The sequence below is a fragment of the Clostridium saudiense genome (assembly GCF_000577815.1).
GTDB lineage: Bacteria > Bacillota > Clostridia > Clostridiales > Clostridiaceae > Clostridium > Clostridium saudiense.
Genome location: NZ_CBYM010000058.1, coordinates 1 through 11866, shown reverse-complemented (window position 1 = coordinate 11866; position 11866 = coordinate 1). Strand labels below are relative to the sequence as shown.

Sequence of the window (11866 nt, the reverse complement as noted above, 5' to 3'; positions counted from 1 at the left end):
ATATTAAAAGAAAATACGAAAATATTTTTAAATGCATCATATAATAATACTAAGTTATATAGATAGTACTACCTGATGGGAAATTATCATAAATCCATTTTGCATTTTTTGTTGATAAACGAACACAACCGTCTGTTAATTGCATACCAAGTCTAGGATCTCTAATACTTCCATCTAAATTATACGGTATGGAATGAAATAAATAATTATCCTTTATTTGCGTGTAATATAAACAGCGAAAACCTCTTGCTTCACCAAATGAATATCCTTTAGGACCGGCATAGAAAATACCTTTTATAGTAGGGGCACTAGGTTTTCCGATAGTGCAAATATAAGAATCAATTAAGGTCCAATTGTTTATACTTCCTTTAAATATATTTGTTTTAAAGTTTGAAGTATCTACCCAAATTAAGTATTTAGTTTTACTAGAAAGGTTACTATTATTTATGAAGTTATAAGCATCATTTTCATAAGAAGTTGAATTTCTTAAGGAAGATGATAAAATATTAATGCCATATCTAGTAAGGTGATAAAAATTTTTTAGTTTAGTGATAAAACTCATATAAATTGCTCCAAAGAATGTTTTATAGTATATTTTACGAAAAGAATAAATAAATGTTAAATATAAAAAATAATTATTTGAGATAGTTGCAAATTAATGTAATAAAAAATATAAATAAGGAGTAATATTTAAGTGTGAAAAAAACGTGAAATCGTTTAAATTACTTTTATGATAGTGTATAATTTTAATACGGGGGTGTATTTACAATGAAAGTAATTAAAAAGGATGGTAGAATTCAAAGTTTTGATATTAGTAAAGTTAGAAGCAGTATATTAGGTGCATCTATTGATAGTAACACTATTATAAATGAGTCAGATTTAAAAATTGTTAGTAATAGAGTAGTAAAAGTGTTAAATAGTATAAGAGAAGAAAATGGGATTACATCAACTTATGAAATCTTTGCAGTAATTATTGATTCTCTTAATAAATATAGATTTAAGGACATAGCAAGTGCCTATTTAGGCTATAAAGAGAAGTGTTGTAAATAATAGAAAATATCATAAAAGAAGAGGTTGTAAATTATAAAGTACCATTATATAAAGTGTTTTATGATTTACAACTTATTTTTTTGCTAATAATAATTAATGAGGAGGTGTAAGTAATGAAAGTAGTTAAAAAGGATGGAAGTATTGAATCATTTGATGCTAATAAAATTGCAAATAGCATATTGAATGCAACCAGGGATAAGAAAGCATTATTAAATGAATCTGATATTAAAATAATTATAGAAGATGTAATTGATAGAATAAAAAAGTTTAGGGGAGAAAATGATAGCACTTCAAGCTATGAAATAACAGGTGTAGTTATTAGTATGTTAGATAGAGATGGATTTGATGATGTTATAAGTTCATTTATAGGATATAAAAAGGAGTAATTTTATATCATACATACACCATGTACAAAGTTCTGTTTTATGTTATAATAAAACAGAATTTTGTATTAAGGAATGGTGAAGGAATTTATGTATAAATTAATAGCAATAGATATGGATGGGACTTTACTTAAAAATGATAAATCTGTTTCAGATAGAACTAAGAAAGCTATAAAAGAAGCTCAAGAAAAAGGTGTTAATGTTGTAATTGCTACAGGAAGACCAATTGATGGTGTTACAAGATATTTAGAAGAGCTTGATATGCTTGGAGAAAATGATTATGTTTTAAGTTATAATGGTGGATTAGTTTTAAAGGCAAAATCTAGAGAAGTTATATCAAAAACAGTATTAAGTGGTTCTGACTTACATTATTTACATAAACTAAGTAAGGATTTAGGTGTTAATATTCATGCTTTTTCTGAAGTACATGGATTAATAACTCCTAAAAATAGTAAATACACAGAAGTTGAAGCAAATATAAATGGTATTAACATAGGAATTAATGATTATTCTGAAATTGAAGATGATCATAGTATAGTAAAGGTAATGATGATTGATGAGCCAGAAGTGTTACAAAAGGCTGTAGATAATTTACCAAAAGAAGTATATGAAAAGTATACAGTAGTAAGAAGCACACCTTATTTCTTAGAATTTTTAAATAAAGCAGTTAATAAAGGAACAGGTGTTGAATTATTAGCTAAGCATTTAGGGGTTAAACAAGAAGAAGTTATGACTTTTGGAGATGCTGAAAATGATCTTGATATGATTGTTTATGCTGGAATGGGAGTAGCAATGGCTAATGCATTTGATGAGGTAAAGAAAGCTGCAAATTATATTACTGATTCAAATGAAGATGATGGAGTTGCTAAGGCTATAGAAAAGTTTGTTCTTTAATAGGTAGTAAAAAGAACTTTAATAAATAATAAAAGAAGGACTTGCCCTTAATTAGGACAAGTCCTTTAGCATTAATTAGTATTTGATTGGTATTAGATAGCCAACCAAAATAAGTAGTATATCCCAAATGAAAATTCCTATTGAAGAATACAAAAGGAAATCCCTTAGCTTTACTTTAAATATACCAGCAACAAGAGAAATCCAACTTCTTATGGAAGGAATTAAGCGCCCAAATAAACAAATTTTCGTTCCATATTTATTAGACATATTCATTGCTTTATCAAAACATTTTTGTAGTTTAGGAAATTTATTATAAAGATAATCATATATTTTACTTCCAAACTTATAAGATATAAAATAAAAAACAATATTTCCTAAAATAGATGCAAAGATAGTTAAAAGTAATATTTTTATAATGCTTAAATTATTTAAACTTATTAATATTCCTATGGCAGGCAATATTATAGTAGATGGTATACCAGTTAAATTCAGTGATTCTAGAAACATTATTATAAATATAATATAGATGTTATGGCTACTTAATACTGAAATCATTTCCTTTATATCCATTTTGTTATACCTCTTAAATCAAAATTTTAAGAATATTATAACACAAAACTATTCTGCAACAGGGATAAAGTTAAAGCTTCTTACATCAAATAATCCTTTATCAGTGATTTTGATTTCAGGAATAACAGGTAAAGATAAAAATGATAGTGTTAAAAATGGATTAAATGTAATTGTAGGTGCTAGTATTTTAACTGCATCATGAAGTTTAGTTAAATCAGATATTACTTCTTCACATGCACGAGAAGTAATAATTCCACCTATTTCTAGAGATACAGAAGCAAGAGTTTTTCCATCTTTAACAACTATGATTCCGCCATTAATTCTTTTTAGTTCTTCTGCTGCATATATCATATCAGCATCATTAGTTCCACAAATAATCATATTATGAGAATCATGTGCTATAGTTGTAGCTATTGCACCAGATTTTAAATCTAATCCTTTTAAAATTCCTAATCCAATATTTCCGGTATTTTTATGACGTTCAATAACCGTAATTTTTAATAAATTGTCTTTTGTTGTACAACTTGTGAATTCATCTTTAAGGTTTAAGTCTTCTATATTAATTTTTAAATGATTGCTTTCTAATTTATTTGGTATTAATTCTATAACATTTAAGATAGATTTATTTTTTATATCTATTTTTAAGCTATCTTTAGTTAGTTTAGGTAAATTAATTGAATTATTTAATGTTGGAGCTGAGTATAAATCAGCTATATCAATAACTAATTTGTTATCTTTCACTATCAATTTACCATTTTTATAAACAGAATTAATTTTGAATTCTTCTAGATTATCAAGAATAATAAAATCTGCAATATATGAAGGAGCTATAGCACCTTTATTTTTTAAGTTGTAGCATTCAGCTGCATTTAATGTAGCCATTTGAATTGCAATTTCAGGAGCAAGTCCATTTTTAATACACATTTTAATTGATGTATCTATACTGCCATTTTTAGATAAATCATCAATATGCTTATCATCAGTACATAGGCAAAGACGTCTGCTATTAAAGATTGATGCACCTTTTATTAAATCATTTAAGTTTTTAGCAACAGTTCCTTCTCTCATAAGTACATAAATCCCACGTCTTACTCTATCAACTAATTCTTCATAGGTAGCACATTCATGGTCTGTTTTTATATTTGCTGTAGAATAAACATTGACTGAATGAGAATTTAATCCTGCACCGTGTCCATCAATAATACCATTATTTGAAATTGCATCGAAAAGTTTATTTATCATATCATAATTACAATTTGATACAGAGGGATAGTCCATTACTTCAGCTAGACCTAAAACTTTTGAATCACTATAGTAATTTTTTAAGTCTTCACTATTTAATACTGCACCAGAATTTTCAAATGGTGTAGAAGGTACACAAGAAGGAAGCATAAAATAAAAATCAAATGGAAGGTTTTTTGAGGAGTTAATCATAAATTCGATTCCAGCTTGTCCAATAACATTTGCTATCTCATGAGGATCTGCTATCAGCGAAGTTACTCCGTGTAATAATGCAGTTTTAGAATACTCTCTAGGAGTAAGCATTGATGATTCTATATGAGCATGAGAATCAATTAAGCTTGGACAAATAAACTTACCAGTTCCATCAATTTCTTCTTTTCCAGAATATTCACCAAGGCCAACAATGTATCCATTTTTTATAGCTACATCGCAAATAAAAGAGTTGCATTGAAATACATCAACTACAGAAATGTTTTTAACAACTAAGTCACAAGGAATAGCTTTATTAGCTGCTTTAATATTATCAATAAGAATTTCTTTATTCATTAATTAATCCACCTTTTCTAATAATACATTAACCTTCGTGGATTTTACTTCATAGTTAATATCATTTACGGTGATATAGTAGAGACGCCCAAACCATATTTTTAGGCTTATACGAAGGTTATTTTGATCATTATATGACTATAATTTTTTCATGTCAAAGGAAAAATTGTGGAAATTTGAAATCAACAAAGATTAATATTAATAATAAATATTCTAAAATTGGTAAAAATATGATTTAATATCTATGTAAGGAGGGGGAGGCTATGCCAATAAAAATTCCAAGAGATTTACCTGCATTTAAGGTTTTATCTGATGAAAATATATTTGTAATGAATAATGAGAGAGCTGGAAAACAGGATATTAGACCATTAAAGATTGCAATTTTAAATTTAATGCCTAAAAAGATTCAAACAGAAAATCAATTACTTAGGTATTTATCTAATACACCACTTCAAGTAGAAATTAAATTATTGCAAACTGAAAGTTATAGATCTACTCATACATCTCTTGAACATATGGAAAAGTTTTATAGTTTCTTTAATGATATAAAAGATGAGAGGTTTGATGGATTAGTAATAACAGGGGCACCAGTTGAGCAATTGGAATTTGAAGATGTAATGTATTGGGAAGAGTTAAAGGAAATAATGGAATGGGGCAAGAGTAATGTATTTTCTACTCTACATATTTGTTGGGGAGCTCAAGCTGGATTAAATTATCATTACGGTATTCCTAAGTATCAATTAGAAAAGAAAATGTTTGGTGTCTTTAAACATTATATAAATAATAAAAATGCTGATCTTACAAGAGGTTTAGATGATATGTTTTATGCACCACATTCTAGACATACAGAGGTGAAAAGAGAAGATATAGAAAAAATCTCTGAATTAGAAATATTATCTGAATCAGAAGAAGCAGGTATCTTTATTGTAGCAAATAAAAGTAGAAGACAAGTGTTTATTACAGGACATTTAGAGTATGAGAGAAATACTTTAAGTGATGAGTATTTTAGAGATTTTAATAAAGGTTTAGATATTGAAATTCCAAGAAACTATTTTCCAAATGATAATACATCACTTACACCAATGGTTACTTGGAGAGGTAGTGCAAATATAGTATTTAGTAATTGGCTTAATTACTGTGTTTATCAAAACACTCCATATGATTTAGAAAAATTATAGTTTTTTACTTAAAAGATTAATATAAAATTACAATTATTTTTAGATGCGTTGAAAAGACAAAAGGTAAACTTTTGTCTTTTTATTTTAATAAAATTTTAAATTTTTTTATGTGAAATAATCAGCTTTAAGAAAGTCAGAATCAAAAAAGCATATCTCAAGATAAATTTCAAGTCGTGTTTTATAAAAAAATATGTAGTATAATGAAAAATGTTGTAAGGGTTAATGTATAAAAAAACAAATAAGGTTAATTAAGGAATATATAAAATAACGAGAAAATCGAAGTGCTTATAAGTATAAATACGAAAAATCTAAAAATATAACAACAACTATATATTGTATTTGTTTTAAAAAGGTAGTACAATATGTTGTGTATTTAAGAGGCGAAGTATTAATATAAGCACTATTTTTATGTGATTTTATATTGCATAATTTAAATATACTTAAGTTTAGGGAGTGGTATTATTGAAAGTAATTAAAAGGGACGGAAGTACAGTAGAGTTCGATAAGAGTAAGATTAGAGAAGCTATTTGTAAGTCTATGAAAAATGGTAGCGGGATATTTTTAGGTGATATCGCTAGATTAATAGCAAATGATGCTGAAAAATATTTTAGCAAGCAAGAGGAAATAGCTACAATATACAAAATAGAAAAATATGTATATGATAGATTAGTTCATTATGGTCAAGCTGAAACAGCAAGAGCATATGAAGGATATAGAGCTGTACAAGAATTTAAGAGAAATACTAATACTACAGATGACAGTATATTAGAGTTGCTAAGTAAGAGAAATGAAGATGTAATGAAAGAAAATTCTAACAAGAATCCTGTTGTTTCTGCAACTCAAAGAGATTTAATTGCAGGGGAAGTATCTAAGGATATTGCTAGAAGAAAGTTAATTCCTGCTCATATAGTGCAAGCGCATGATGAAGGAGCAATTCACTGGCATGATATGGATTATACTATATCACCAATGTTTAACTGTTGTTTAATAAACTTAGAAGATATGTTTACGAACGGTACAGTAATAAATGAAAAATTGGTTGAAGAGCCTAAAAGCTTTGGAACTGCATGTACAGTTGCAACACAAATAATAGCTCAAGTTTCATCTAATCAATATGGTGGACAAAGTATAACAATTAAGCATTTAGCTAAATATCTTAAGGTTACAGAAGAAAAATCATATAAACACTATATGGAAATGCTTAATGATGAGGTTCTTGCTACAAAGTTAGCTAAAGATGCAAAAATGAAGGAACTTAAAGATGGAGTTCAAACGATAAGATATCAATTATCTACATTACAAACGACGAATGGACAGGCTCCTTTTTCCACTATTTACCTTGAAATAGAAGAAGGTCATCCTTATGAAGAAGAGATGGCTATGATTTGTGAAGAAATGATAAGACAAAGACTTGAAGGGATGAAAAACTATAAGGGTCAAGAAATTGGAGAAGCATTCCCTAAGTTAGTTTACTTATTAGATGAGCATAATTGCCTTGAAGGCGGTAAATATGATTATATAACTAAGCTTGCAGCTAAATGTACAGCTAAAAGATTAGTGCCAGATTATCAAAGTGCTAAGATAATGAGAGAAAATTATGAAGGAAACACTTTCCCTCCTATGGGTAAAACTATTGCCCATATAAAACCTTGTGAACCATTAAAAATGGGTGTGTAATTTACTTTATATTTTAAAGTAGCAATAGGAAATGATTGCATAAAATTATGCTAACTGGGGAATCTAAGTCTTATATAGATATGACAATCCAGTGCCAAGCTAAATAATTTTTGGAGGTCCTCATGATAATATATAAGATAACTTGTATAGTCAATAACAAAGTTTATATAGGGCAAACTAGTGAAACTTTAAAGCAACGTTTTAGTAGACATATGGGGTACCAAAAAGAAGAACATGATACTAAATTTTATAGAGCAGTAAGGAAATATGGAAGAGATAAATTCTATAAAAGAATTACAGAGATACCATGGTAATAGCTAGGTGTAAAGGTAAAACTAAATCACCGTATAAAGGCTATAATTTTAAGTATTATGAAGATTATTTAGAAGGTCAATCGACTATCGAAAGTATAGCTAAAGAGAAAAACTTTAGTGAATAAACGAGTAGAGTACAAGTGAATTAAGTCATTTGGAAGTGCAAGGCTTCTAGTGTGTGGTAAAAATGCACTAGTTGAAGATATAGTCAGAGTGAGTAACCAGTATAGAAATATACATCTCGCTTGTGTAGATCACATCTATCTCCTAAAAAGGTAAATGGAGAATATAAGTGGTATGGAAGATTTAACCAAGGGGTAGTTAGTTTGAATTTACCACAAATTGCAATTATAGCTGATAAAGATATGGAAATGTTTTGGGAAATGTTAGATCAAAGATTAGATCTTTGTAAAGATGCATTAATAACAAGACATAAGATGTTACTTGGAGTAACTTCAGATTCAAGTCCAATACATTGGCAACATGGAGCTATAGCAAGACTTAAAAAAGGTGAAAAGATAGATAAACTATTAAAAAATGGTTATTCAACTCTTTCACTTGGATATGTTGGTATAGCGGAAATGGTTCAAGCAATGCTTGGAGTAAGCCATACTTCTGAAGAGGGAGAAAAGTTTGCTTTAGAAGTAATGAATCATATGAAAGAAAAATGTGAAGAATGGAAGGCTGAAACAGGTCTTGGATTTGGATTATATGGAACGCCAGCAGAAAGCTTAATATACAGATTCTGTAGAATAGATAAAGCTAGATTTGGTGAAATATCTAATGTAACTGATAGATTATATTATACAAATTCATATCATGTACATGTTTGTGAAGAAATAGATGCATTTAGTAAGTTAAAGTTTGAATCACAGTTCCACTCAATAAGTAGTGGAGGATGTATTTCTTATATAGAAGTACCAGATATGAATAAAAATGTTGAAGCTGTTGAAGAGATAATCAATTTTATATATCACAACATTCAATATGCAGAAATCAATACTAAATCTGATGTTTGTTTCAAATGTGGATTTAATGGTGAAATGCAATTAGATAAAGAAAGTTTAACTTGGCATTGCCCATCATGTGGAAATGATGATGAAAGCGAATTACAAGTTATGAGAAGAACTTGTGGATATATAGGAAGTTCTTATTGGAACAAGGGAAGAACAGCAGAAATTGGAGATAGAGTTCTTCATTTATAAAAAATGAGAGGGTTACCTCTCATTTTTTGCATAATATATAATTGGACAGGAGTGAAAGTATGAATTATGCAAAAATAAGAAAATTAGATGTTACAAATGGGCCAGGTATACGTACTACACTCTTTGTAAGTGGATGTACTCATAATTGCGAAGGGTGTTTTAATAAAGAGCAACAAGATTTTAATTATGGAAATAAGTTTACTAAAGAAACAGAAGATGAATTTATTCAATTAACTAAAAATAAACAAATAAAAGGTGTAAATATATTGGGTGGAGAACCAATGCAACAAATAATGGATGATACATTACTTAATCTATTAAAAAGAATAAAATTAGAGACAGATAAACCAATATGGCTATGGTCAGGTTATACTTTTGAAGAAATAGTTAATAATCCAAAAAGATTAGAAATACTAAGGGAAGTAGATGTTTTAATAGATGGAAAGTTTCAAGCAGATAAAAGAGATATAATGCTTAAATATAGAGGATCATCAAATCAAAGAGTTATAGATGTTAAAAAATCATTAGAGCAAGGCAATATAGTTGAAATATTGTAAAAATTTAATTAGCAAAATTAATCACAATAATAGTTATAAGGAAAAAGTTCTTTAGTAGCTGTTATTGTGATTTTTTTGAAAATATATAAAAAAAGTTGATTAAATATATTAAAAGAAGTTCAAATTAATTATACTAATAACATGGTAAGTTTTATAAAGAAAGGACTTGAGAAATATGGGGAAATTAAAAAAGTATATTTTTGTTCTATTTCTAATGATGAGTACGGTATTCATATTAATTGGATGTGGAGAGATAAAGCTAAGTAGTGATACTTCTATTAATATAGATGGGACTAGTGATACAAAAATAAAAATATATTATGATGATACTATAAATAAGTTGGTAGATAATGATTTGTTATCTAAAGTTATTGATGAAGTTAAAGATGATATGCCTGATAAAATACACTTTGGAGAAATAACTAAATCAAAGGAAGGAGACTTAAATACAGAAGAAATTAATATATCAACTGATAAAGTTGAAATTAATGAAGTATCAAATTTAAGCAATAATTATTTTAGTATAATTGAAGAAAAGGATAAAGGACTTTTTACTAACGAATATAAAGTAACACTTAAGCTTAATGATAGTGCAATAGATATTATTAGTGATTATATAAATAGCAATATAAATAATAATATAGGATTAAATTTGGGGAATTTAGTGAATAGAAATATATCTAACTTAATAGGTGATGTTCCAGTAGATTTATCAATATCTACGCCAGTTAAAATAGTAGATACTAATTCCAATGAAATAGTAAATGATAAGACTATAAAGTATTACTACACTATTAATGATTTAAATGAAAATAATAGTATAATGATAGGAATTAAAGTTCCTAATATACAAAATATAGTAATTATGTTGGTGATAATTGTTTTAATAATAATAGTAGCAATTATCTATTATATTAAAAGAAGAAAAAAATAAAATTTGTTAATTTTTATGCTATATTAATATGGTTTTTTATAAAATAATATAGAAATAATTCCAAGATTATTATAAACTATTTGTGAATATTTTTAGATAATAATCGGGGGATTAAATATGGAAGGTACAAAAGTAAAAGAGATTAAGCAGTATGGAATTATTATTATAGGGGCATTCTTATTTTGTTTAGGAGTTAATTTGTTTATATCTCCATTAGGGCTATATAATGGTGGGGTAGTAGGTATATCTCAAATAATTAGAACTATTATAGTAGATTATTTTCCAAGTGTAAAAAACTTTGAAATAGCAGGTATAATTAACTTTATTATTAATATACCATTATTACTTATAGCTTATAAAAGCATATCTAAGAAGTTTTTTATAAGAACTGTAGTAAGTGTAATATCGCAGACTATTTTCTTTACAGTAATTACAATTCCAAGTACAGCTATTATAGATGATCCGTTAGCAGCATGTCTTATTGGAGGAATCATTACAGGTGCAGGAATAGGAATTACATTAAAAGCCGGAGGCTCTGGGGGAGGAATAGATATACTAGGGGTATACTTTACTAAAAAATATAAAAACTTCAGTGTTGGAAAGTTAGGTATAATAATAAATGCTATAATTTATGGAATATGTGCAATTTTATTTGAACTACCTACAGCAATATATTCAGTTATTTATACGACATTCTTCTCAATGATAGTTGATAAAATACATTATCAAAATATAAATACTACGGCAATGATTTTCACAAAGATGGAAAATATAGAATGTGGTATAATGAAAGAGATGGGAAGAGGTGTAACTTGTTGGAATGGACAAGGCGCATATACTGGTGAAGAAAGCAAGATACTAGTAACTGTAATTTCTAAGTATGAAATAAATCAATTAAAAAGAATAGTTTTAGAAAAAGATCCTAAGGCATTTATTATATTTAATGAAGGCTTAAATGTTACAGGGAATTTTGAAAAAAGACTTTAAAAACATATAAATAAACAAAGGAGTTATTTACGTATTTTGTAAATAACTCCTCTGTTTATTTAAGGATTTATATTAATTTATTTTTAAAATAAAAGTATACATAAGTAATTACAAATATGAATATAGTATAATACCTCAGTATAATAAACTTTAATTTATATGGCCAGATAAGAATATTACATAATTAATTTAGGGTTAATGGTAAAATAAGAGGATAACTTTATTTAGACTATGTAAATTATAATATTTATTATATTGGATAATTAAAAATTAGATAGATTAATTAATATAAATATTGTAAATTAACAATAAGGTGGAATCTGTTAAGT

General features: G+C 27.2%; 13 protein-coding genes, 1 pseudogene and 1 riboswitch. Of the genes and pseudogenes, 11 read left to right on the top strand and 3 right to left on the bottom strand.

Annotation, left to right across the window (positions count from 1 at the left end):
- Positions 1 to 49 precede the first annotated feature (49 nt).
- Positions 50 to 562, bottom strand: coding sequence for a L,D-transpeptidase (locus TY07_RS16160; RefSeq protein WP_042402588.1), 513 nt, complete (start codon positions 560 to 562; stop codon positions 50 to 52).
- 206 nt (positions 563 to 768) lie between these two features.
- Between TY07_RS16160 and TY07_RS16155 the strand changes: the two genes are divergently transcribed.
- The 3 genes from TY07_RS16155 (at position 769) to yidA (ending at position 2327) form a co-directional block, all read left to right on the top strand.
- Positions 769 to 1050: an ATP cone domain-containing protein gene (locus TY07_RS16155; protein ID WP_042402585.1), complete on the top strand. Its 282-nt coding sequence runs from the start codon at positions 769 to 771 to the stop codon at positions 1048 to 1050.
- A 113-nt stretch (positions 1051 to 1163) separates the two neighbouring features.
- Complete coding sequence (locus TY07_RS16150; RefSeq protein ID WP_042402581.1) at positions 1164 to 1436, top strand: ATP cone domain-containing protein; 273 nt, start codon at positions 1164 to 1166, stop codon at positions 1434 to 1436.
- 87 nt (positions 1437 to 1523) lie between these two features.
- A complete protein-coding gene (yidA, locus tag TY07_RS16145; RefSeq protein ID WP_042402578.1) occupies positions 1524 to 2327 on the top strand; it encodes a sugar-phosphatase in 804 nt (267 codons plus the stop codon).
- 75 nt (positions 2328 to 2402) lie between these two features.
- On the opposite strand, the gene TY07_RS16140 is transcribed toward yidA, so the two are convergent.
- Both TY07_RS16140 and ade read right to left on the bottom strand, forming a co-directional pair.
- On the bottom strand, positions 2403 to 2897 hold the full coding sequence (locus tag TY07_RS16140; protein ID WP_042402576.1) for a DedA family protein: 495 nt from the start codon (positions 2895 to 2897) through the stop codon (positions 2403 to 2405).
- A gap of 48 nt (positions 2898 to 2945) precedes the next feature.
- Positions 2946 to 4685, bottom strand: coding sequence for an adenine deaminase (gene ade, locus TY07_RS16135; RefSeq protein ID WP_042402573.1), 1740 nt, complete (start codon positions 4683 to 4685; stop codon positions 2946 to 2948).
- A 32-nt stretch (positions 4686 to 4717) separates the two neighbouring features.
- Positions 4718 to 4820, bottom strand: a riboswitch (purine riboswitch).
- Positions 4821 to 4948: 128 nt separating this feature from the next.
- On the opposite strand from ade, the gene metA reads away from it, so the two are divergent.
- The 8 genes and pseudogenes from metA (at position 4949) to TY07_RS16100 (ending at position 11537) form a co-directional block, all read left to right on the top strand.
- On the top strand, positions 4949 to 5863 hold the full coding sequence (gene metA / locus TY07_RS16130) for a homoserine O-acetyltransferase MetA (RefSeq protein ID WP_042402570.1): 915 nt from the start codon (positions 4949 to 4951) through the stop codon (positions 5861 to 5863).
- Positions 5864 to 6325: 462 nt separating this feature from the next.
- Positions 6326 to 7540 carry an anaerobic ribonucleoside-triphosphate reductase gene (gene nrdD / locus TY07_RS16125; protein ID WP_341349594.1) on the top strand — a complete coding sequence of 405 codons (1215 nt, stop codon included), beginning with the start codon at positions 6326 to 6328 and terminating at the stop codon, positions 7538 to 7540.
- Between the two features lie 122 nt (positions 7541 to 7662).
- Positions 7663 to 7854, top strand: a complete 192-nt coding sequence (locus TY07_RS16120; protein ID WP_042402567.1) for a GIY-YIG nuclease family protein — start codon at positions 7663 to 7665, stop codon at positions 7852 to 7854.
- Entirely contained in the window at positions 7848 to 7979 is a 132-nt protein-coding gene (locus TY07_RS18775; protein ID WP_260457849.1) for a hypothetical protein, read from the top strand. Before TY07_RS16120 ends, TY07_RS18775 begins: the two co-directional genes overlap by 7 nt.
- A gap of 123 nt (positions 7980 to 8102) precedes the next feature.
- Positions 8103 to 9059: pseudogene (gene nrdD / locus TY07_RS16115) on the top strand (anaerobic ribonucleoside-triphosphate reductase); the annotation flags it as partial.
- Between the two features lie 59 nt (positions 9060 to 9118).
- Positions 9119 to 9616 (top strand): anaerobic ribonucleoside-triphosphate reductase activating protein, encoded by a 498-nt coding sequence (gene nrdG / locus TY07_RS16110; RefSeq protein WP_042402564.1) that lies wholly within the window; start codon positions 9119 to 9121, stop codon positions 9614 to 9616.
- Positions 9617 to 9830: 214 nt separating this feature from the next.
- Positions 9831 to 10550 carry a hypothetical protein gene (locus TY07_RS16105; RefSeq protein ID WP_042402561.1) on the top strand — a complete coding sequence of 240 codons (720 nt, stop codon included), beginning with the start codon at positions 9831 to 9833 and terminating at the stop codon, positions 10548 to 10550.
- A gap of 117 nt (positions 10551 to 10667) precedes the next feature.
- A complete protein-coding gene (locus TY07_RS16100; RefSeq protein WP_042402558.1) occupies positions 10668 to 11537 on the top strand; it encodes a YitT family protein in 870 nt (289 codons plus the stop codon).
- Positions 11538 to 11866 lie beyond the last annotated feature (329 nt).

Coding starts and splice junctions, on each gene's coding strand:
- TY07_RS16160 (WP_042402588.1), bottom strand. CDS start 562: ATGAGTTTTATCACTAAACTAAAAAATTTTTATCACCTTACTAGATAT.
- TY07_RS16155 (WP_042402585.1), top strand. CDS start 769: ATGAAAGTAATTAAAAAGGATGGTAGAATTCAAAGTTTTGATATTAGT.
- TY07_RS16150 (WP_042402581.1), top strand. CDS start 1,164: ATGAAAGTAGTTAAAAAGGATGGAAGTATTGAATCATTTGATGCTAAT.
- yidA (WP_042402578.1), top strand. CDS start 1,524: ATGTATAAATTAATAGCAATAGATATGGATGGGACTTTACTTAAAAAT.
- TY07_RS16140 (WP_042402576.1), bottom strand. CDS start 2,897: ATGGATATAAAGGAAATGATTTCAGTATTAAGTAGCCATAACATCTAT.
- ade (WP_042402573.1), bottom strand. CDS start 4,685: ATGAATAAAGAAATTCTTATTGATAATATTAAAGCAGCTAATAAAGCT.
- metA (WP_042402570.1), top strand. CDS start 4,949: ATGCCAATAAAAATTCCAAGAGATTTACCTGCATTTAAGGTTTTATCT.
- TY07_RS16120 (WP_042402567.1), top strand. CDS start 7,663: ATGATAATATATAAGATAACTTGTATAGTCAATAACAAAGTTTATATA.
- TY07_RS18775 (WP_260457849.1), top strand. CDS start 7,848: ATGGTAATAGCTAGGTGTAAAGGTAAAACTAAATCACCGTATAAAGGC.
- nrdG (WP_042402564.1), top strand. CDS start 9,119: ATGAATTATGCAAAAATAAGAAAATTAGATGTTACAAATGGGCCAGGT.
- TY07_RS16105 (WP_042402561.1), top strand. CDS start 9,831: ATGATGAGTACGGTATTCATATTAATTGGATGTGGAGAGATAAAGCTA.
- TY07_RS16100 (WP_042402558.1), top strand. CDS start 10,668: ATGGAAGGTACAAAAGTAAAAGAGATTAAGCAGTATGGAATTATTATT.